Annotated in this window: 15 protein-coding genes and 1 pseudogene; 9 read left to right on the forward strand and 7 right to left on the reverse strand. The window is 61.3% G+C overall.

Features of this window, described 5'->3' with window-relative positions:
* Positions 1-10 precede the first annotated feature (10 nt).
* A complete protein-coding gene (locus HU766_RS03925; RefSeq protein ID WP_186653722.1) occupies positions 11-505 on the forward strand; it encodes a hypothetical protein in 495 nt (164 codons plus the stop codon).
* Between the two features lie 649 nt (positions 506-1,154).
* A complete protein-coding gene (locus HU766_RS03930) occupies positions 1,155-4,949 on the forward strand; it encodes an RHS repeat protein (RefSeq protein ID WP_186653725.1) in 3,795 nt (1,264 codons plus the stop codon).
* An 11-nt stretch (positions 4,950-4,960) separates the two neighbouring features.
* Here the strand turns inward: HU766_RS03930 and HU766_RS03935 are convergent, their stop codons facing one another.
* The 6 genes from HU766_RS03935 to HU766_RS03960 form a co-directional block, all read right to left on the reverse strand.
* Entirely contained in the window at positions 4,961-6,043 is a 1,083-nt protein-coding gene (locus HU766_RS03935) for a fimbrial protein (RefSeq protein WP_186653728.1), read from the reverse strand.
* Positions 6,044-6,069: 26 nt separating this feature from the next.
* Positions 6,070-8,568, reverse strand: a complete 2,499-nt coding sequence (locus HU766_RS03940; protein WP_186653731.1) for a fimbria/pilus outer membrane usher protein — start codon at positions 8,566-8,568, stop codon at positions 6,070-6,072.
* 26 nt (positions 8,569-8,594) lie between these two features.
* Positions 8,595-9,350 carry a molecular chaperone gene (locus HU766_RS03945; protein ID WP_186653734.1) on the reverse strand — a complete coding sequence of 252 codons (756 nt, stop codon included), beginning with the start codon at positions 9,348-9,350 and terminating at the stop codon, positions 8,595-8,597.
* Between the two features lie 90 nt (positions 9,351-9,440).
* Positions 9,441-9,983 carry a fimbrial protein gene (locus HU766_RS03950; RefSeq protein ID WP_186653736.1) on the reverse strand — a complete coding sequence of 181 codons (543 nt, stop codon included), beginning with the start codon at positions 9,981-9,983 and terminating at the stop codon, positions 9,441-9,443.
* Positions 9,984-10,342: 359 nt separating this feature from the next.
* Complete coding sequence (locus HU766_RS03955) at positions 10,343-10,753, reverse strand: PA2817 family protein (RefSeq protein WP_186653738.1); 411 nt, start codon at positions 10,751-10,753, stop codon at positions 10,343-10,345.
* A gap of 81 nt (positions 10,754-10,834) precedes the next feature.
* Positions 10,835-13,282 carry an acyl-CoA dehydrogenase gene (locus HU766_RS03960; RefSeq protein WP_186653740.1) on the reverse strand — a complete coding sequence of 816 codons (2,448 nt, stop codon included), beginning with the start codon at positions 13,280-13,282 and terminating at the stop codon, positions 10,835-10,837.
* A 188-nt stretch (positions 13,283-13,470) separates the two neighbouring features.
* Here HU766_RS03960 and HU766_RS03965 point away from each other — a divergent pair, with 188 nt between their 5' ends.
* The 3 genes from HU766_RS03965 to HU766_RS03975 all read left to right on the forward strand — a co-directional run bounded on the left by HU766_RS03965 (position 13,471) and on the right by HU766_RS03975 (position 15,935).
* A complete protein-coding gene (locus tag HU766_RS03965; protein ID WP_186653743.1) occupies positions 13,471-14,094 on the forward strand; it encodes a glutathione S-transferase in 624 nt (207 codons plus the stop codon).
* 132 nt (positions 14,095-14,226) lie between these two features.
* Positions 14,227-15,159: an ABC transporter ATP-binding protein gene (locus HU766_RS03970; protein ID WP_186653745.1), complete on the forward strand. Its 933-nt coding sequence runs from the start codon at positions 14,227-14,229 to the stop codon at positions 15,157-15,159.
* On the forward strand, positions 15,156-15,935 hold the full coding sequence (locus HU766_RS03975; RefSeq protein WP_033700586.1) for an ABC transporter permease: 780 nt from the start codon (positions 15,156-15,158) through the stop codon (positions 15,933-15,935). The genes HU766_RS03970 and HU766_RS03975 overlap by 4 nt, the downstream gene beginning before the upstream one ends.
* A gap of 12 nt (positions 15,936-15,947) precedes the next feature.
* Here the strand turns inward: HU766_RS03975 and HU766_RS03980 are convergent.
* Positions 15,948-16,445: pseudogene (locus tag HU766_RS03980) on the reverse strand (DUF2062 domain-containing protein); the annotation flags it as partial.
* A gap of 142 nt (positions 16,446-16,587) precedes the next feature.
* On the opposite strand from HU766_RS03980, the gene HU766_RS03985 reads away from it, so the two are divergent.
* From HU766_RS03985 to lpxK, 4 genes are all read left to right on the forward strand, one after another.
* Entirely contained in the window at positions 16,588-18,798 is a 2,211-nt protein-coding gene (locus HU766_RS03985; protein ID WP_186653748.1) for a DNA internalization-related competence protein ComEC/Rec2, read from the forward strand.
* A 113-nt stretch (positions 18,799-18,911) separates the two neighbouring features.
* Complete coding sequence (locus tag HU766_RS03990) at positions 18,912-19,547, forward strand: MotA/TolQ/ExbB proton channel family protein (protein ID WP_033700585.1); 636 nt, start codon at positions 18,912-18,914, stop codon at positions 19,545-19,547.
* A complete protein-coding gene (locus HU766_RS03995) occupies positions 19,544-19,978 on the forward strand; it encodes a biopolymer transporter ExbD (protein WP_186653751.1) in 435 nt (144 codons plus the stop codon). Before HU766_RS03990 ends, HU766_RS03995 begins: the two co-directional genes overlap by 4 nt.
* Positions 19,978-20,988 carry a tetraacyldisaccharide 4'-kinase gene (lpxK, locus tag HU766_RS04000; protein ID WP_186653753.1) on the forward strand — a complete coding sequence of 337 codons (1,011 nt, stop codon included), beginning with the start codon at positions 19,978-19,980 and terminating at the stop codon, positions 20,986-20,988. Before HU766_RS03995 ends, lpxK begins: the two co-directional genes overlap by 1 nt.
* The last annotated feature ends 40 nt before the right edge of the window (positions 20,989-21,028 follow it).

The raw sequence follows: 21,028 nt of genomic DNA on the forward strand, positions 1-21,028 counted from the left end.
GAGCGCCATCATGGTCAACAGATTGTCACATGCTTGTTTGTTGCTCGTTTGCGTGTCCCTTGGGCTATTAGGGGCGGGGTCGAAGGCGCAGGCGCAAGGTTCGATTGATTTTGCCGAACGATTCGAGGGGGGCGCGCCTGCGGGCAAACAGTGCTCGGTCAGTTTGCCGGAAAAGTACAGTATCACGCAACGGCTCGACGACGTGGGGTGCCACATCAACTCTCAGTACTTCAAATTTAATAATGTGGAGTCGGGGGCGGTTCTGGAACTTTGGGATCATAGAACCTGCGGTGTTCTTCGCATGGGCCCGAGGAGCAGTGATTGGGTATTTATACTGCGCACCATCAAGCAGCCGACCACCACGAGATGGATGGCAGTTGCTGAAATTCAGACCGCCGATCCTATGAATAATCCAATCGTTGCCGCAGGTGTTCAAATGCTATTCAAACGCGTTGTGAACAGAGAGTGGGATCAGCTAAGTTGTATCAGGGTTATGCGGCCTTAGCGATGTGCACGGTGAGTTTGGCGCTTCAGGCACGCCGGGATCCAACGCGGGCGAAATGATGCGTTAGCCCTGACAAAACTATTGGAGAATTACGATGTTTTTAGATACTTTCCTGGTTCGATCATCGAGGGTAGGGGTGTTGCTGGCCGGGCTCCTTGTTGTACAAGGTTTGAACGCGCAAGGCCGCATTGTAATGCAAGGTGCTGACAGCAAGGGGAACCCCTCTGGGCCCACGTGCAGCCTTCTCCTGCCAGAGCGTTACAGTAATGAAGTCATTGTCAGAACATTGGGTTGCCCCAACGGCGCATATCATATTACATTTGAGGGTGTGGGTAATTCGGGGCTTTTTCAATTCTCGTACGGCGAAAGTTGTGGTGTTGGTGCTGAGCCTGACATCATTGGTCTGTTAACGTGGGCAACATTGCAGACGACCGCTGACAGTGTCACGAGTGAGCGATTTTCCGCAGAGGACCTGTTCTCAACTTTTGATCCGAGGAATAGGAATATTATCGCGCCTGGACTCCGCCTGATTAGTAAAGATGCTGTGCCGGAGACCAGGCAAGGTGGGCCATTTCAGTGCGTACGGTATATACGCTTGTAACTCATCGGGCCGTGCGGGCAGAGATCCCTACTCGTTAATGAGGTGGTTATGACTACTCAACATTCTGTGCACTCGAATGCCTTCAACTTTATGAGCTTCGTCAAGGGCGGTGTCGACCCGCGTACTGGTCAATATACCGTGGCGCTCAAGTTGCCGGAGATCAAAGGCAATGACCTGCAGGGCCCTGCCTTCGAGGTCAATCTGTTTTTCAGCCCGTTGAATGGCGAAGACTCCGGCTATGGCCTGGGCTGGAATTTGCAACTGTCCCAGTACACCCCCCACAACCAGGTGCTGGCGTTAAGTAGCGGCGAAACCTACAAGATCACCGACCAGGGCACCAGCCCGATGACCCTGCGCGAGCAGAAGATAGATAGTTTTCATGTGTACCGCGAAGGCGATGCGGATTTACGTGTTGTGCACCGTTCTGGCCTGGTCGAGATTCTCACTCGGCAAGGCACCCGCGACCATCAGGTGTGGATGACATCCACGCTGTTTTCGCCCTTGGGGCATCGCCTTGATTTAACTTACAGCCTGTTCGACAGCCGCCACCCGATTCTCGACAGCGTCATCGACGGTAATGGCACGCTGCTGTTCAAGCTTACCCGCGAAGGCGGCAAGGTCTCGTTGCTGGAGCAACCCGGGAAGGGTGCGGGGGGGGAGCCGTTGGCGACCTACGAAATTCACCTGACCAGCTCTGACTCGCGCGTTTCAAGCATCGTACTGCCCAGTGCAGATCGAGCCAGTTGGCGTTTTGCCTACAGCAGCGTGCGCGGGTTCCTGTGCGTAAGCGACGCCTGGACGCCTACGGGAGCTCACGAGCAGTTGATGTATGGCGACTCCGGCCACCAATTTCCCCCGGCCAGTGGGCGGCCAGCCTTGCCCCGCGTCACCCGTTACCTGGTTGACCCTGGGTTTGAGCAGGCGCTTGTCGACCATGAATATGAGTACCCCGGTGCTCACAACTTCGTCGGTGGTGGCACACAGATCCCGTGGGACGACACCTCTGGGTACGACAACCTGTACAGCTACCTCGACGCCTACGAGTACGGCTCCGATGAAAAGCTAATGATCGGCGGGCGTGTGGCCCGCGTCATTGAGCGTCGCTTCAACCGCCTGCACCTGATGGTCCGTGAAACGACCCGGCAGAACGGTCACGTACAGGAGAACATCACCCGCTACCATGTGGTCGACGGCAGGCCCTTCGAACAGCAGTCACCAACCTGTCAGCTGCCGATCGAAGACGTACGCAGCTGGGCGCTAGACGGCAGTTGTCTACCACCTCGTACCGAGCGAGTTACCCGCAGTTACGACAACCATGGCAACCTGCTGACCCAGACCGAGGCCACCGGTGTCAACCAGACCAACCAATGGTATTCGGCAGCCGAAGAAGATGGTCATCCGGCCGACCCGGAAGGCTTCGTGCGCCACCTCAAGCAAACGACCACCACACCGGCTGCAACTGGCAAAGGGTTTGCGCCCGTGCTTTGCCGCACGTATCGCTACCTTACCCTGCCGGCCCTGAGCGGCAGCGGCGTCGCACCTGCGCATCTGGTCGAACAAGAGTCATTGTCCGATCTTTCCTCCAAGGCGCTGCTGGAAACCACGCAGTTTCAGCATGCCGATGCGGACGAAGACGCCTTTCTCCACGGCAGGGTGATCAAGCAGGTCGTGAGCAATTTCGACGAGTCCTCGCCGGGCGTGTCGGAGGCTTACGAGACCACCACTGAATACGTTTACACCAAGGCCCCGGCTACCTATGCCTGTGAAACCGTATTGAAGACGCAAGAGCGGCTTAGCGGCCATGACGGCGAGAGCAAGACAATCCACCTCGAGCATTCGCTGCTCACCGGCGAGCCGCTGCTCAACCAAGACCAGACGGGGGCGGGCGAAAGCGACATCGAGATTCGTTATGAATACGACGCCTTGCGCCGCGTCACTCGCGAAACGGTAGCGCCCGGCAAACCTTATGAAGCTTCACGCCGTTACGAATATCGCCTCTGCGCGAATGAAGGCGATCAGGCAATGCAGTGGCAACATGACGTCAAGCAGGTCATGACGACCTCGTGTCTCGATGGCCTGAACCGCGCCATCGCTGAAGAGCGGCAAGATGTCGACAACCCCGATTTTGACGGTGCGTCTCGCCCCAGCTATCGCGCCCGCTACGATGCCTTTGGTTTGATGGTCGAGCAAACTGAAATCGACTGGCTGGGCCAGGACACGCTTGAACTCACCACGACGTTCGAGTATGACGACTGGGGCGCCCAATACTGTATGACCGGGCCAGACGGGGTGAGCACCTTCGAGCAGACCGACCCGGTCGGCACGCCCCAGTCCAACGGGCCGATCATCACACAATGGCGAGAACATTGCGCTAGCCAGGCCATTACCGGCACAACCATCACCTGGCTGAACCTGTTCGGAAAGCCTGTGCGTATCGAGCGCTTCGACCTGGAGGATGTGGCGATCAGCCTGCAGCGTAACGAGTACGATGGCCTGGGGCGTGTGACCAAGGAAAGCGTAGGGCAGGGCTTGGACCCGCGGGTCAACCAGTACAGCTACGATGCCTTTGACCGCTTGCTAGCCCATACCCTGCCCGACACCCATGTCGTTCACCGTGCTTATGCACCGCACAGCCGCGAAGACCTGCCTATCAGCATCAAGGTCAACGCGATCTTGCTGGGTGAACAGACCTTCGACGGCTTGGGGCGTCGTACCAGCGCCACCACCGGTGGGCGCTTGCAACGCTTCGAATACGCCCCTGGCCAGGCACAACCGAGCCGGATGATCGCCGCCGATGGTGAAGTGGTCGAATATGAATACCTGCCAGCGCTCAGCGATGAACCGCAAAAACGCATCCTGTCGGGCGTCACGGCCAACTATCAGCGTGATCCGCAGAATGGCCGCCTGCTCAGTTGCGATACCCCCGAGATGAAAGTCACGCGTGAGTATTTCAGCACTGGCCAGGTCAAGTATGAACAGCGTGACGATGAACAGAGCCACAGCATGAGCTACGACTACAGCCTGCGTGGGCGCATCCTGGCGTATGCCGATGTTCTCGAACAACTCCAGCTGTACCAGTACGACACTGCCGGCCGTTTGCTGCAGACCCAGCTGTGCCGCCCGGTATCTGGGCCAGTGCCCGCGTACCAGGTGCATCACCAGGAACCCGAGCCCGAACTGGAAGTGTTGATCCAGGCGGACTTCACGTATGACGCCTTCGGGCGCAACGAAACTACCACCACCCGGGACATGCTCAGTGGGCAGGTCTTGAAGACCTCACTGCACTACGATGCATTCGAACGCGAGCAGTTGCGTACCTTTGACTTTGGCGATTCTGTCCAGACCCTCGAACAGCACTACGACGACATCGATAATATTACCAAGCGTGTGCTGAAGGAGGGCGAGGAGGTACTTCGTGACGAGGCATATTACTACGACAGAAGAGGCCGCCTTATCCGCTACACTTGCACCCCGGACAGCCCGCTGGCCCCGGTTGACCCTTACGGCAAGACGATCACTCGACAGTCCTTCTCCTTTGACGAGCTGGACAATATCACCCGGGTCATCACCCTCTTCCCGGGCGGGGACAACCAGGCGATCTACGCCTTCGACAATACCGACCCTGTGCAGCTGAGCTCGATCACCAATGACCATGACGATTACCCGAAACGCATCGATTTGACGTATGACGCCAACGGCAATCTGGTGCGCGACGAGGCGGGGCGCGAGTTTCACTACGACTCGCTGAACCGCCTGCTGCAGGTGGTGACGCCTGAAACGTCAGCGAGTTATAGCTACGACCCACAAGACGTGCTCAGCGGTACCACCAGCGCAGCCCGTTGAACCCCGGCAGGTTAGCGATAGCGGACGATGAAGTTCAAGGCGCCTTTGGCCAGCCCGGCACGCACAGCGTTGCTGGGCTTGGTCTGAATGAACTGCGCTGCGAAGTTGAGTGTGGTCGTGCCATCGTTGAGCGGCACCAGTTCCACTTCGGTCTGCAAAGGCACCGGGCTGCCGCCGTCCCCGAGCAAGCGGATGCCTACGCCTTCGGCGCCGGAGTCCCCGGTTAAGCCGAACACGCCGTCGCTGGGCGGGCCGATGGGTACTGAACCGTTGACCCCGGCGAATTCGATGGTGGCGTAGGTATTGCGGTCCGGGTCGATCTGGCAGCCGCTCAGGACGATCTGGAAGGGCGTCGGCCGGGTGACGAAACCAACGCCGGTGAAGTCCGAGGTGGCCCAGTCGCCCAGCAGCACCGGGTTGGCGCTGACCCCACTGCCACTCAGGCTGCATTCGGTATTCCTGATTTGCCCCTTCAGGTAGTAGATGAAGGCATGGCCGATGTTCGGGTGATCCAGGTGGCCGCTGAACAGGGGAGTATCCAGGTTGTGTATACCCAGGGGTGTGTCATCTGTTTTCACGAGTGTGACCCTGTGGCTCAGGTGGGTGAACGCGAATTCCGTCAGCCATGACTGCCGGTTGTGGACGGCCTGGAAGGGCACAAAGGGCTCACCTATCGGGACGAAGTGCGAGTCGTTGAGGTTGTTGAACGGACTACCGATGCGCACCCGTGCGCCAATGCCCGGCACATTGGTGGGCATGACGGGGCCATCAAAACCTGGCACCGGTACCAACGCCTGCATCTCGCTGAACGTGAATGTATAGCGCTGCGTTCCATCGTTATTGCACACAAGCCTTGCGCGTTCGGGATTGGGGGTAAAGGCCTGATTGTTCTCGATGCCCAGCAGCCGTCCCACCCTGGCGTCGCGCGGCACGTGGACGGTGCCTAAGTCTCTGGTAAATGTCATTGGTCCGCTCGGCTGCTTGCTGTCCCAATGGCAATAATGACTCGTGACTTCATTTGCCAGTGCCTGCTGGTGCTGGCCAGCGATGACCACGAGCGCGGCCAAGGGTAGCCAGGACTTGATTGATCTCATGTGTGCGGTTTCCTCGTGCGATGCATTCAAGCGCAAGTTAGGTTTTGCAGGCGGTAGCCCTGGGTGCTGTCGAGGGCCTGCGGGTCGACGTCGAACTCACAGCTATCATCCGCCTGATCACCCCATTGCACGCTCAAGGTCTGGGCCTGTTCGACGTCGCTCAGCATGACGCGCCCGCCCTGGCCAATAAGCCCAAGCATCTGGCCGTCGCGGTCTTGCAGGCGAGCGCCGAATGGCAGCGGCTGGCCACCGGCGTCGTGCAGGGTCAGCACCAGGCGGGTAACGTGGCGGGCGGCGAAGCGCTGTTTGACGATGGCGCCGCGTCGCGGTACGACTTGCGCGGTGCCGTTGTCGATCTCGACTTCGGGGCCCAGTTGGTCGGTCTGTAAAACCAGGTTATTGACCCGATAGGGTTGCAGGTAGGGGATCATGGCGTAGCCGTCCTGGTTGGTCTGTGCGGCTGTCGCGTTCTGCACACCCACCCCCGCCACCGCCGGCACCTCGACCACTGCCGCCGTGTCCCCCACGTAGGGGCCGAACAGCAGCCCGTCACCGTGCAGCAATACCGCACCGCTGGCGTTCAAGGAGAAGTTGCGATAGTCGCTGGCCTCGGTCAGGCCTGTGCTGACCGAGGCATACGGGCCTTGATGGATGATCGTCAGGGCAGCGTTGTTGCGGTAGCGTTCATCCTGGCCGACGCTTGCGTTGTAGCTGTAGCCTTTTTCGTTGCCCCTGAGCGAGGCGCGCTGGTTGTAGCCGTTGGCATTGCTGAAGACGTTGTAGCCAACGTGGGTAGAGCGCCCGAACTCCAGCGGCATGGACAGGCTCAGGCCAAGTTGCCGGGACTTGCCACGTGCATCAGACAACGACTGTGAAGCGAACAGGTTCCAGCTGACGCCTGCCAGGTGGGTATTGAAGCCGAGTTGATATTGGCGCTGTGTGTCGTTGTGTTGCCAGTAATCCTGCTGCGACAGGCTCAAGCTCAGTGAGTGGCGTTTGCCCAGCGACTGGTGAACTGACGCCTCCATGCGGCTACGGCGGCTACCCAGAAACAGGCCCTCGCGGCCGCGTTGGCTTACCGCTTCGTCAAAATCTCGGTAGCCTTCGGTCGAATAGCGATAGCCGGCAAAGCGCAGGCTAGTGCCGGTGATAAAGGCCTTGCCGTATTTCAGTGCGTAGCTCAGCCCCTGCACTTGGGCACCGGTGTTGGCATCCACCTCGGCGCGGGCGTGGGTAACGTCAAAGGCCAACGCGCCCAGTTCGGCAAAATCCCGGCCCACACCCAGGTTGGCGGCGTGGTAATACTCACTGGCCATGAGGCCGCCGTACAGGGTGGTGTTCCACGCCAGACCTGTCGCGAGGGTGCCCTGCGCCAGCCATGGCTTGTCCAAGCTGCTGGCAGGATTGTAACGGGCGAATGCCGCGCTGTAGCGCCATACGCCCCGGCGCATGAGGTTGCCGATGCTGGAGTACGGTTGGGTGAAGCGCTTTACCTCGCCGTCGTCTTCGGTCAGGACAACCTCCAGTTCTCCGCTGCCAGAGGTGCTGAGGTCATCGATCGCATAGGGGCCTGGGCTGACGAAGGTTGAGTAGATCGGGTAGCCGTTTTGCCACACTTCCAGTTTCGCCCGCGTCTGCGCCACGCCACGGATGATCGGGGCATAGTTTTGCAGTACGTCGGGCAGCATGCCAATGTCCGAGGCGATGCGTACACCGCTGACCGGGATGCCTCGAAACACGTCGCTGTCGAGAAAGGTCTCGCCCAAGGTAAGGTTGGCGCGGGTGCCGGGGATATCCCGTTGTGCGTAGGTCTGGGTGCGGGTCCACTGCTGTTCGCCATCGTTGGCATCGCGCCACGACTGGCTGCTGCGCAGGCGCCAGTCGCCGAGATTGATCCCCGTGTTCAGGTACAGATCGCTGCTGGCAGTGCTCCCGCTGCGGCGATGGCGGCCCTGCAGGGTGGATGCCTGGTAATTGATGAACGCAGCGTTGATCCCCTTGTCCCATCGTGCAGGGTCGACGCTGCCGGCGATGCCGCGGCGCATGGCGATTTGCGGGACGGAAAGCGCCACTTGCAGTGTGCTGCTATCGAAATCGACTGTGGCGCCCGGGATGACCCTTGCGAGGTCGAGGCAGGCGGCGTTGCTGAGGCTGGCATCGGCCAAACCCTCTGCCCTGACACCGAACTCGGCGAGCATTGCTGCGGGCAGGCAGGGCGCAAGCTGCTGATTGTCGTCTGCGCTGAAGTCCAGTTCGCGGCTGCCTACTGGGTTGAGGTTGACCAGGATATCAACCCGATAACGGCCTGCGGCGAGGGTCTGATGCTCACTCAATGTGTTGAGGATCGCGCTGGATACGCCTTGGGCAAGCTCACTGGTATGGCGCAAAAAGCCCGCATTGAATTCCACGGGGGCGGTACTTTGCGCATGAACGGTCGGCGTCCAGATGGCCAAGCTACCTGACAGGCACAAAAAGCCATACCACTGACGGCCTGATGCCCGCCAGCTAGGCGTGATAACGATCATTGGGACGAATCCTTGCCGGGGGGCTGTTAACGGGTGGCAGCGACGGGTTGCTTGAGCAATGGGGTGAACCCACCGAAGTCATTGATCACGCCGAACTCCGCCTGAAGCTGGCTGCTGGGCTGGATGCCCTTGACGACGTAGTCTTCGCCACTGAAAGGGGCAAGCATGGCCGGGTTTTTCACGCGGGCGGATTGCTGCGGGTCGGCGAGGTTGAGCTGGCTGAACGTGATATGGAAAGGGGAGGGGTTGTGCACCCGCAAGTGAGCCTCACCTGCGACCATGCGCAATGAGAACTGCAGGTTTTTAGCCTCGGTCGCCGGGGTGCCTTTGAGCTGATGGGGCCTGTAGAACAGTTTCAGCCGAGTGCGCAGGGCAATGTTCAAAGCATTGCCTTGGCCAGGAACGGCCTGCGGGATTTCCTGGACATTGAGGAAGAACAGCGATTCGCGGTCTTCGGCCAATGTGTTGGGCAGTGCGTTGATCTGCAGCAGTTGTTCGTTGCCCGGTTCCAGACGGAATAATGCGGGCGCCGGCAGCAGCGGTACCACGCTGACATTGTCGTCCGCTTCAGTGTTGATCCAGGCCTGTACCGCGTACGTCTGTTGGCTCGGGTTACGAACCACTACCGAGGTGCTGCGGTTGTCGCTCTGATGGATGATTCTGGTATTGCTCAGGGTCAACGCCGCGTGGCTATCTGCAGTTGGCATGCCGAGCATGACTACGGCCGCGCAGGCGGCCACGGCGGGATGCGCACGAAGCGCCCGATACAATGAAAATGGCATGTGGGTAGCCCCCTGAGCCAGGCGCAGCGCGCGCCTGGCAATGACATTCAAACAGGCGTACAACGCTTAACGTTGTACGTGTGCTCAGTGTTACTTGATGGTGACGGTGAAGTTCACATCCGCCTTGGCTTCGCCGGCAGTGACATTTTCGCCAAGCGAGCGGTAGTAGGCATAGAACGGAATAACAGTCTCGCCACTGGGGGCGAGGGACATATTAGCCGATTCTGTACCAGGAACCAGCAAGTTGGAGTTGCGGTCGCGGATGGCGATGGCAATATTGTCTGCAGTATCGGGTCCGCTTTTGATCGCGAAAAAATTACCGCTTAAGTCTGTACCGCCGGCAAACAATACGTTGGCTTCGTTGTTGGTGCCTTTGCATTCATCTCGGTCCGGGATTACGACGTTGAAGCGCTTGCCCACGCGTTCCTGGTTGGCGGCGGTGAAGCTTGCTGCAGGGACGCTGCCCATGTCTACGCTATTGTTCGCGCCACTGCCCGGATCGATGATGGTAATTGGGCAAGTGTCGGCAGTAATGCTGCCTTCAAAGTTGATGATGCCGGTGTTGGCAAATGCGGTATTCATAGCCGTTGCCGAAAGCAGGCCGAGCGAAAGCGCGAGAAGAGACTTCTTCATTAATGACCTCTGGTTTGATAGTGGAGTGTATGTGGCAATCATGCGCAAACTGACGAGCGTGGTTAGTTTGGGGCGTGACGCCGGTTGCAAGTGTAGGGGTGGGTGTTTTTAATGTGCAATACTGAATATTGCAGTGACTGCCAATTATTTTTTTCAAATAGGCGAATGCAGATTTTTATGTTGTATTTTCTGAAGAAGTTTAGGTGGGAAAGGAAGGCCGTGTGGGGTGCGGGTGAGTTGCAATCAGAATAGTTTGCAAGGTGGGGTAAATAAGGAGGCGGGGGTTTAACTGCTGAGTGACGGCCGGGTGTGAGAATTACGCCTCACGCAGGGCATGAGGCGTAATCAGGCTGGGCCGGTCAGTGCAAGTCACCCTGGCCTGGCAGGGCCAACAGTTTTTTTTCCAGGTGCCAGTCGAAGGGTTCATCATTTTGCTCGGCTTCATGGCGACGTTCTTCGAGCTGCTGATATAAGTCCAACTCATCGTCGGGCATGAAGTGCAGGCAGTCGCCGCCGAAGAACCACAGTAAGTCACGTGGCACCAGATGAGCGATCTGCGGATAGCGCTGGATGACCTGGCAGATCAGGTCCTGGCCCAGGTACTGACTCTCCAGAGGGTCTTGGGGCAGCAGTGTCAGCAGTTCGTCGAAGCGCTCGAGGAACAGGGCGTGGCTTTCTTCTGGCACCTGCTCGGCTTCGCCCAGGGCAACCAGGATGGTGCGCAGGTGATGCAGCAGTTGCAGGTGGTAGTCCAGGTGCGGGGTGGCCATGGAAGGGACCTCGGGGTGGCTGAAAACGGGGGCGGAGTATACGCCGGTCGGGGCCGCTGTGCGGCCCCTTTTGCCGATCGCTCAGCGCACCTTGCCTGTTGTCGGCAGCAGTTGCGCCTTGTCGAACGCATCCACATCGATCACCGCTCGCCGAGCCGTTTCGGCAGCATGAAGGCGCTGAGCCTCCGCAGGCTGAAGCACACCCGAGTCGACGGCAGCGTCAACCGCCAACTGCCCGGCTGCCGGTTGCACCTTGCCTTCCTTGAGCGCCTGGTGCAGGGCCTTGTGCAGGGGCGCTACGTCATCCAGCAGGTCGCTTGCCCGTTGCAGCGCCGCAACCGGATCGCCTTCTGCCTGGGGCCTGTAGCAACCGGCCAGCAGCTCTTCCAGTGCAGGGTCACCCTTGCTGCGGCCGATCAGTTCGGCTACTTCGGCATCCAGTTCATCACTGGGGCCGGTATGACGACGGCCGAACGGAAACACCAGCACGCGCAGCGCGCAGCCCATGAAGCGGTTGGGGAAGTTGTCGAGCAGACGGTCCAGCGCATTTTCCGCCTGGCCTAGACTCTCCTCCATCGCCCAGCGCAACAGCGCTCGCATGTGCTCTGGGGAGCCCAGATCGTGATAGCGCTTGAGCGCGGCAGAGGCCAGGTACAAGTAGCTCAGCACATCACCCAGGCGTGCGCTCAGGCGTTCGCGGCGCTTGAGTGCCCCGCCCAGCAGCATCATCGACAAGTCGGCCATCAGTGCAAAGGCTGCCGCCTGGCGGTTGAGGGCGCGGAAGTAGCCCTGGCTCAGGGCATCGCCCGGCACTTTTTCCAGGTGGCCCAACCCCAGTCCATACACCAAGGTGCTGGCCGCATTGCCGGCGGCGAACATGATGTGCTTCATCAGCAGTTCATCGAACTCGACCAGCGCCTGGTCACGGTCTTCGCGAGCGGCCAGTGCCATCTCCTTGAGTACGAACGGGTGGCAGCGGATGGCGCCCTGGCCAAAGATCATCAGGTTGCGCGAGAGGATATTGGCGCCTTCGACGGTGATGAAGATCGGCGCCCCTTGCCAGTTGCGCCCCAGGTAGTTGTTGGGGCCCATGATGATGCCCTTGCCGCCGTGTACGTCCATGGCATGCTGGATGCATTCGCGGCCACGCTCGGTCAGGTGGTACTTGAGAATGGCCGACAACACCGAAGGTTTCTCGCCCAGGTCCACGGCCTTGGCCGTCAGCAAGCGGGCGCTGTCCATCAGCCAGGCGTTGCCGCCGATGCGGGCCAGCGATTCCTGGATACCTTCGAAGGCGGCCAGTGGCACGTTGAACTGTTCGCGAATGTTCGCGTACTGGCCGGTCACCAGGCTGGTGTACTTGGCCGCGCCTGTGCCTACGGCTGGCAGCGAGATGGAACGGCCCACCGACAGGCAGTTCATCAGCATCATCCAGCCCTTGCCGAGCATGTCCTTGCCGCCGATGAGGAAGTCCAGGGGCACGAACACGTCCTTGCCACTGTTAGGGCCATTCATGAAGGCCGCGCCCAGTGGCAGGTGGCGCTTGCCGATTTCAACGCCAGGGGTATCGGTCGGGATCAGCGCCAGGCTGATACCGAGCTCTTCTTCTTCGCCAAGCAGATGGTCTGGGTCATAGGCCTTGAAGGCCAGGCCCAGCAGAGTAGCGACCGGGCCCAGGGTGATGTAGCGCTTCTCCCAGTTCAGACGCAGGCCGATGACCTCTTCGCCGTGCCATTGGCCTTTGCAGATGACACCCGTGTCAGGCATGGCGCCCGCATCGGAACCGGCCAGCGGGCCGGTGAGGGCGAAGCAAGGGATATCTTCACCGCGGGCCAGGCGCGGCAAGTAGTGGTTGCGCTGTTCGTCGGTACCATAATGCAGCAGGAGCTCGGCCGGGCCCAGTGAGTTTGGGACCATGACGGTGGAGGCCAGGTCGCCGCTGCGCGTGGCCAGTTTCATGGCCACCTGGGAATGGGCATGGGCAGAGAAGCCCTTGCCGCCGTACTCCTTGGGGATGATCAGGGCGAAGAAGCCATGCGTCTTGATGTGCTGCCAGGCCTCGGGCGGCAAGTCCATGTCCTGGCCGATTTGCCAGTCACTGACCATGGCGCAGAGCGCTTCGGTCGGGCCATCGATGAAGGCCTGTTCCTCTTCGGTGAGTTTCGGCGCCGGGTAGGCGAGCAGGGTGCGCCAGTCCGGGCGGCCGCTGAACAGCTCGCCATCCCACCACACGGTGCCAGCATCGATCGCTTCGCGTTCGGTTTGCGACATGGGCGGCAAGGTACGCTGGAACCATTTGAACACAGGGCCCGTGAATACCTTGCGGCGCCAGTCAGGCAGCACCAGCAGCGCGGTTTTGGCTGCGAGTATCAGCCAGATCACCGCTAGCAGCCAGCCGGGGGCCTTGCTGAAGATACCCATCAGCAGCGTATAGATGGCGATGATGCCGAGTATCTGCAAGGGCGGCAGGCGCCGGTGCGTGAGGTACGCAGCGCCGATCACCAGAACCACCAACCACAACAGCAACATAATCACTCCTCCTTGGAACCAGGGGCTAGAGCTAACCCACAGAGCTTAGACGCAACGCTATGAACGGCATCGTCAGAACAGTGACAGGGTGTGGCAGCAGGAGTTTCAGGGCATCGTCTGTCTATGCTGGTACAGGCGGCGCAGGTCTGGAGTAGACTTCAGCCCTCTGCACTCATAAGGACGTTGCCATGCTGAAGATCTGGGGCCGCAAGAACTCGAGCAATGTGCGCAAGGCGCTGTGGGTCGCCCACGAGCTGGGCCTCGACTTCGAATCCATCGATGCCGGCGGCGCTTTCGGCGTGGTCAACGAGCCGCACTACCGTGCACGCAACCCCAATGGCCTGGTGCCGATGCTCGAAGATGGCGACCTGACCCTGTGGGAGTCCAATACCATCGTGCGCTACCTCTGCGCCGAGTACGGCCAGGCGCAGGGCTGGTACCTGGACGACCCGCGTCAGCGGGCCCTGGCAGACAAGTGGATGGACTGGACCACCTCGTCCTTCGCCACCCCGTTCCGCCCGTTGTTCTGGGGCCTGCTGCGCACGCCTGAAGACCAGCGCGACTGGGTGGCGATCAACGCCGCACACAAGCAGTGCGCGCAATTGCTGGCGATTGCCGATGAAACCCTGGCCAGGCAACCCTACCTTTCGGGTGACCAGATCGGCATGGGCGACATCCCACTGGGTAGCTTCATCTATGCCTGGTTCGAACTGCCCATCGAACGCCCGGCCATGTATCACCTGGAGGCCTGGTACGCGCGCCTCAAACAGCGCCCCGCCTATCAGGCAGCGGTGATGACAGCGCTGACTTGAACCTGCCTCGATAGTCACTATCAATACACATGACTGTACTTGTGCGGCCGGCCCTAGCACCATGGCCGCACTCACTGCGCCAGTGATTTGCCCTGGCGTGTCCTGACCTTTTCACTCGGTACGTGACCCGCTATGAGTTCTGCCCTGTCCATTCGACAGCTGACCAAAACCTACGGTAATGGCTTCCAGGCCCTCAAAGGCATCGATCTGGACGTCGCCGAAGGTGACTTTTTCGCCTTGCTCGGCCCCAACGGCGCCGGTAAATCCACCACAATCGGTATTCTTTCGACCCTGGTCAACAAGACCAGCGGCACGGTGAACGTGTTCGGCCACGACCTGGACCGCGAGCCTTCTGCGCTCAAGCGCTGCCTGGGCGTGGTGCCGCAGGAATTCAACTTCAACCAGTTCGAAAAGACCTTCGATATCGTCGTCACCCAGGCTGGCTATTACGGCATCCCACCCAAGCTTGCCAGGGAACGCGCCGAGCAGTACCTGACCCAGTTGGGCCTGTGGGACAAGCGCGACGTGCAGTCGCGTTCGCTGTCGGGTGGCATGAAGCGCCGGCTGATGATTGCCCGTGCGCTGATCCATGAGCCGCGCCTGCTGATTCTCGATGAGCCCACCGCTGGTGTGGACATCGAGCTGCGCCGGTCGATGTGGAGCTTCCTCACCGAGCTCAACCAGAAGGGCATCACTATCATCCTCACCACGCATTACCTGGAAGAGGCTGAGCAGCTGTGCCGTAACATCGGCATCATCGACCACGGCACCATCGTCGAGAACACCAGCATGCGCCAGCTACTGGGCAAGCTGCATGTCGAAACCTTCGTTCTCGACCTCAAGCAGGACCTGCCCGCCGCCCCTGCGCTACAGGGCTACCCGTGCCGGTTGATCACCCCGCATACCCTGGAGGTGCAGGTGGACAAGGACATCGGCATCACGGCGCTGTTCGGCCAGCTGGCGCTGCAGAACATCGAAGTGCAGAGCTTGCGCAACAAGACCAACCGACTTGAGGAGCTGTTCGTGTCCCTGGTGGAAAAAAACCTGTCGAAGGTGGCCGTATGAGTGTGGAACTGCGCACCAACTGGGTCGCCCTCAACACCATCGTCTACCGTGAAGTGCGGCGCTTCCTGCGGATCTGGCCACAGACCTTGCTGCCGCCAGCGATCACCATGGTCCTGTACTTCGTCATCTTCGGTAACCTGATCGGCCGGCAGATCGGCGACATGGGTGGTTTTACCTACATGGAGTACATCGTGCCCGGGTTGATCATGATGTCGGTGATCACCAACTCTTATGGCAATGTGGTGTCGAGTTTCTTCGGCAGCAAGTTCCAGCGCTCGATCGAAGAACTGATGGTGTCGCCGGTATCGCCGCACACTATTCTCGTCGGCTATGTGCTGGGCGGCGTATTGCGTGGGCTGGCAGTGGGGGTGATCGTCACGATCCTGTCGATGTTCTTTACTCACCTGCAGGTGCATCACCTTGGCGTCACTGTCGTCGTGGTGCTGCTGACGGCCACGATTTTCTCGTTGCTCGGCTTCGTCAACGCGGTGTTCGCACGTAACTTCGATGACATCTCGATCATCCCCACTTTCGTGCTGACGCCGCTGACGTACCTGGGCGGGGTGTTCTATTCGATCAACCTGCTGCCGCCGTTCTGGCAGGCCGTGTCAATGGCCAACCCGGTGCTGCACATGGTCAACTCGTTCCGCTACGGCATCCTAGGGGTGTCGGATATCAGCATTGGCACGGCGATCACCTTCATGCTGGTCGCCACTGCGGTGCTCTACACCCTCTGCATTCGCCTGCTGGTCAGCGGCCGCGGCATGCGTGCATGAGCATTTGAGCTTGCGCCGGCGCCACTGCCGGCCAACCCACCAGCGCCAATACAGCATGGTGGTGAAGTAGGCGAGGATGCCCAGCACCACGCCGCACACCACCGAGCCCAGCAGGAAGGGTTGCCACACGGTCGACAGTTGGTCGGTGATCCATTCGAAGGTCAGTTCGTCGGGCAGTGTGCGCGGCGGGATCTGCAACAGCCAGGCGCCGGTCATGTAGGTGATGAAGAACACCGGTGGCATGGTCAGCGGGTTGGTCAGCCATACCAGGCTGACGGCGATTGGCAGGTTGCCACGTACCGGGATCGCCAGCGCAGCGGCCAGCAGCATCTGCATGGGGATGGGGATCAGCGCTGCGAACAGCCCCACGCCCATGGCCCGAGCCACCGAGTGCCGGTTCAGGTGCCAGAGGTTCGGGTCGTGCAGCAATTTGCCGAAAAAGCGTAAGGACTTGTGTTCCCGAATGCTGGTCGGATCCGGCATGTAGCGTTTGAAAAGACGGCGCGGCATGTAGGCTCCCGGGGCGTTTATCGGGGCAGTATGCCTTGAATCCCTAACCGCCTCGTTTAGAGTTTGTGACAATTGTTGAGCAAGGTTTGCCAGCATTTGCGCTATGCCTCAGAAGGTCATTTCGCTTCTGGGGCTCTACCTTATGCGCACAGGGATGTTTGCGCTCGCACTCGGGCTGCTTTGCCTGGGTTTTCTTCCCGTATTGCCATCGGTCGGATGGCTGCTTGTGCTGTTGCTCGGCGCCGTCGCCAGCCTGTTCACCCGGTTGTGGCCATTGGGCTGCTTTGTGCTGGGGCTGTGCTGGGCGTGCTGGTCGGCCCAGAACGCGCTGGACGATCGGCTCGCGCCTGGGCTTGATGGCCGCACAGTGTGGCTGGAGGGCAGGGTAGCCGGCCTGCCGAGCCGCACCGCGCAAGGTGTGCGGTTCGAGCTGGAGCAGGCCGCTTCGCGGCGTGGCGCATTGCCACGGCGCTTGCAGCTGAGCTGGTACGACGGGCCGCCACTCAGGGCGGGCGAGCATTGGCGTTTGGCGGTGACCTTGCAGCGCCCTGCCGGGCTGCTGAACCCGCACGGGCCTGATCGCGAAGCGCAGTTGCTGGCCCGGCGGATTGGCGCCACTGGCACGGTCAAGGCTGGGCAGGTGTTGAACGCAGTGGCCGGTGGCTGGCGGGACGAACTGCGCCAACGCCTGCTGGCGGTCGATGCCAACGGCCGGCAGGCGGCGCTGGTGGCGTTGGTGCTTGGGGATGGCGGGGGCCTGGCCCGCGAGGATTGGCAGACGTTGCAGGCCACGGGCACGGTCCACCTGCTGGTGATCTCTGGGCAGCATATCGGTCTGGTCGCGGGCCTGCTGTATGGCTTGGTCGCCGGGCTGGCGCGGTGGGGGCTTTGGCCCGCACGGCTGCCCTGGTTGCCCTGGGCGTGTGGCTTGGCCATGGCGGCAGCACTGGCCTATGGCTGGCTGGCCGGCGCTGGCGTACCGGTACAGCGCGCCTGCCTGATGCTGGCCGTGGTGCTGCTCTGGCGCCTGCGTTTTCGCCACCTCGGCGCCATGCTGCCGTTGCTGCTGGCGCTGGTCGCGGTGCTGCTGGTCGAACCGTTGGCGGGGCTGTTGCCTGGGCTCTGGCTGTCGTTTTCTGCCGTGGCCATTCTTATTTATTGCTTCAGCGCCCGGTTGGGCGGCTGGCGGCCCTGGCAGGCCTGGACGCGCGCGCAGTGGGTGATCGCTATCGGTTTGCTGCCGGTGCTGCTGGCCACTGGTTTGCCGGTGAGCCTGAGCGCGCCGCTGGCCAATCTGCTGGCGGTACCGTGGGTCAGCCTGGCGGTTTTGCCGTTGGCGTTGCTGGGTACGTTGCTTTTGCCCCTGCCGGGCTTCGGGGAGGCGCTGTTGTGGCTGGCCGGTGGCTTACTGGATGTGCTGTTCAGGGGGTTGGCCGTGGTCGCGGGCTTGCGGCCAGCCTGGTTGCCGCCGGCTCTGCCACTGTGGGCCTGGGCGTTGGTTGGCGTGGCCGCGCTGTTGGTGTTGTTGCCCCGTGGCGTGCCCATGCGCGGGTTGGGTGGGGTCATGCTGCTGGCCCTGTGGGTACCCAGAGAGCCGGTGGCGGCAGGGCAGGTGGAAGTCTGGCAGTTGGATGTCGGCCAGGGGCTGGCGGTACTGCTGCGTACCCGTCATCACAGCCTGCTCTACGATGCCGGGCCGGCCAAGGGTGAGTACGACCTGGGCGAGAAGGTGGTGCTGCCAACCCTGCGCAAGTTGGGGGTGGGCAGCCTTGACCTGATGTTGATCAGCCACGCCCACGCCGACCATGCGGGCGGTGCTGGGGCTATCCACCGTGGGCTGCCGGTCAGGCGGATGCTGGGTGGCGAGGCGCTGGAGGGCCTGGCGCTGCAACCATGTGCCAGTGGGGAGCAATGGGAATGGGATGGGGTGCGCTTTTCGCTATGGCGTTGGGCCGAAGGGCAAAGCAGCAATGACCGCTCTTGTGTGCTGCTAGTCGAGGCGCAGGGGGAGCGGCTGCTGTTGGCTGGGGATATGGAGGCGGGTGCCGAACGGTCATGGCTGGCGGCCCACGGGGCGACACGTATCGATTGGTTGCAGTCACCGCACCATGGCAGCCGTAGTTCGTCCACCGAGGCGTTTATCCGCGCTACGGCGCCGCGCGGGGTACTGATCTCGCGGGGGCGTAACAACAGTTTTGGTCATCCACATGCGCAAGTGGTCGAACGTTATCGGCGGCATGGGCTGGCGATTCATGATACGGCGGTGGAAGGGGCGTTGCGGTTGGTGTTGGGGGCGCAGGGGGCGGTGGAAGGTGTGCGCGGGCAGCGGCGGTTTTGGCGGGGTGGGGAATGAGGCCCTGAAGCGCTACCGCTGAAAACCCGGCAGCCAATTCCCTGACCTTCGGCAGATGAGCCCCCTGCGCTCCTATGATAGAGTGGCGGCCTTTTTCCGAAGGGGCGTTTACTGTGTGGGAATTGGTCAAGTCCGGTGGTTGGATGATGCTGCCGATCATTCTGAGTTCCATCGTTGCCATGGCTATCGTCGTCGAGCGCCTGTGGACCCTGCGCGCCAGCCGCGTGACCCCGCCACACCTGCTGGGCCAGGTCTGGATGTGGATCAAGGACAAGCAACTCACCAGTGACAAGCTCAAGGCCCTGCGCGCCGATTCGCCGTTGGGCGAAATCCTCGCTGCGGGCCTGGCCAACTCACGCCATGGTCGCGAGATCATGAAAGAGTGCATCGAGGAGGCAGCGTCGCGCGTCATCCACGACCTTGAGCGCTACATCAGCACCCTCGGCACCATTGCCGCGATGGCCCCGCTGCTGGGCTTGCTGGGCACCGTATTGGGCATGATCGACATCTTCAGCGCCTTCATGGGCTCGCAGATGACTGCCAATGCCGCTGTGCTGGCCGGCGGTATCTCCAAGGCACTGGTCACCACCGCAGCGGGCTTGATGATCGGTATCCCGGCGGTGTTCTTCCACCGCTTCCTGCTGCGCCGCATCGATGAGCTGGTAGTCGGTATGGAGCAAGAGGCGATCAAGCTGGTGGAAGTGATTCAGGGCGACCGCGAAGTCGAAGTGGCCGGAGGCAAGGCGTGAAGTTTCGGCGCAATCGCCAGCGGGAGAACGTCGACATCAACCTGGCGTCGTTGATCGACGTGGTGTTCGTCCTGCTGCTGTTCTTCGTGGTCACCACCACCTTCACCCGCGAGACGCAACTGCGCGTCGAGCTGCCCGAGGCCGCCAGTGCCGAGCAGCCGCCGGCCGATGAGGGCAAGCGGGTGGAGATCACCATCAGCGCCGAGGGCGTGTATTCGGTGAACAACAACCTGCTGCCCAAGAGCGACCTGGCCACCTTGAGCGAGGCCATCGAGCAGGCGTCGGGCGGTGATCACAGTTTGCCGCTGGCGATCAGCGCCGATGGCAAGACCCCGCACCAGGCCGTGGTTACCGCGATGGATGCGGCCGGCAAGCTCGGCTTCAGCCAGTTGCGCATGACCACCGTCGAGGCCGCCCAGGGGACACCTTGATGGCCTTCGCCGACCGTTTGCTCGCTGCCTGGTACGCCGGGCATCCGGCGCTGGCGCTGCTGCGCCCGCTCGAAGCCCTGTACCGCCGTGTGGTGATGCGCAAGCGTGCGCGTTTTCTCAGGGGTGAAAGCGCCAGCTACCGAGCCCCGGTGCCGGTCATCGTGGTGGGCAATATCACTGTGGGCGGTACTGGCAAGACGCCGATGATCCTCTGGCTGATCGAGCATTGCCGAAAGCAGGGGCTCAAGGTGGGGGTGGTCAGCCGCGGTTATGGCGCCAAGCCCATGCATCTGCCCTGGCGCGTCGAGGCCGATCAGCGCGCCGAACAGGCCGGTGATGAACCGCTGTTGATCGTGCAGCGCACGGGCGTGCCGCTGATGATCGACCCTGATCGGTCCCGCGCCGTACAGGCGCTGCTGGCCAGCGAGCCGCTTGACCTGATCCTGTGCGATGACGGCATGCAGCACTACCGCCTGGCGCGCGACCTTGAGCTGGTGCTGATTGATGCCGCCCGTGGCCTTGGCAATGGGCGCTGCCTGCCGGCCGGGCCGCTACGCGAGCCGGTCGAACGCCTGCAAGAGGCCGATGCGGTGCTGTTCAACGGTGCCAGCGCTGACGCAGAAGCAGGTTTTTCCTTCCGCTTGCAGCCGTCCGCGCTGGTCAATGTGCGCAGCGGCGAGCGTCGCGGCCTTGATCTGTTCCCGGCAGGCCAGCGCCTGCATGCGGTGGCGGGTATCGGTAACCCGCAACGTTTCTTCAATACCCTGCTGGGGCTAAACTGGCAGCCGGTGCCGCACCCTTTTGCCGACCACGCACAATTCAGCGCCGACCGCCTGTCGTTCACACCGCCATTGCCGCTGGTGATGACCGAGAAGGACGCGGTCAAATGCCGTGCCTTCGCTGCCAACGACTGGTGGTACCTGGCCGTCGAGGCGCAGCCGTCGCCGGCGTTCAGCGCCTGGTTCGACAGCCAGCTGCAACGCTTGCTGCCTGGGCACCGTAAGCCCTGAGCCCCTAATCAATTGCCGGCCACTTGGCCTCAAGGAAGCT

Origin of the sequence: Pseudomonas sp. SWRI77 (assembly GCF_014269105.1) — a bacterium.
Classification (GTDB): Bacteria; Pseudomonadota; Gammaproteobacteria; order Pseudomonadales; family Pseudomonadaceae; genus Aquipseudomonas; species Aquipseudomonas capeferrum.

Coding starts and splice junctions, on each gene's coding strand:
- HU766_RS03925 (WP_186653722.1), top strand. CDS start 11: ATGGTCAACAGATTGTCACATGCTTGTTTGTTGCTCGTTTGCGTGTCC.
- HU766_RS03930 (WP_186653725.1), top strand. CDS start 1,155: ATGACTACTCAACATTCTGTGCACTCGAATGCCTTCAACTTTATGAGC.
- HU766_RS03935 (WP_186653728.1), bottom strand. CDS start 6,043: ATGAGATCAATCAAGTCCTGGCTACCCTTGGCCGCGCTCGTGGTCATC.
- HU766_RS03940 (WP_186653731.1), bottom strand. CDS start 8,568: ATGATCGTTATCACGCCTAGCTGGCGGGCATCAGGCCGTCAGTGGTAT.
- HU766_RS03945 (WP_186653734.1), bottom strand. CDS start 9,350: ATGCCATTTTCATTGTATCGGGCGCTTCGTGCGCATCCCGCCGTGGCC.
- HU766_RS03950 (WP_186653736.1), bottom strand. CDS start 9,983: ATGAAGAAGTCTCTTCTCGCGCTTTCGCTCGGCCTGCTTTCGGCAACG.
- HU766_RS03955 (WP_186653738.1), bottom strand. CDS start 10,753: ATGGCCACCCCGCACCTGGACTACCACCTGCAACTGCTGCATCACCTG.
- HU766_RS03960 (WP_186653740.1), bottom strand. CDS start 13,282: ATGTTGCTGTTGTGGTTGGTGGTTCTGGTGATCGGCGCTGCGTACCTC.
- HU766_RS03965 (WP_186653743.1), top strand. CDS start 13,471: ATGCTGAAGATCTGGGGCCGCAAGAACTCGAGCAATGTGCGCAAGGCG.
- HU766_RS03970 (WP_186653745.1), top strand. CDS start 14,227: ATGAGTTCTGCCCTGTCCATTCGACAGCTGACCAAAACCTACGGTAAT.
- HU766_RS03975 (WP_033700586.1), top strand. CDS start 15,156: ATGAGTGTGGAACTGCGCACCAACTGGGTCGCCCTCAACACCATCGTC.
- HU766_RS03985 (WP_186653748.1), top strand. CDS start 16,588: ATGCGCACAGGGATGTTTGCGCTCGCACTCGGGCTGCTTTGCCTGGGT.
- lpxK (WP_186653753.1), top strand. CDS start 19,978: ATGGCCTTCGCCGACCGTTTGCTCGCTGCCTGGTACGCCGGGCATCCG.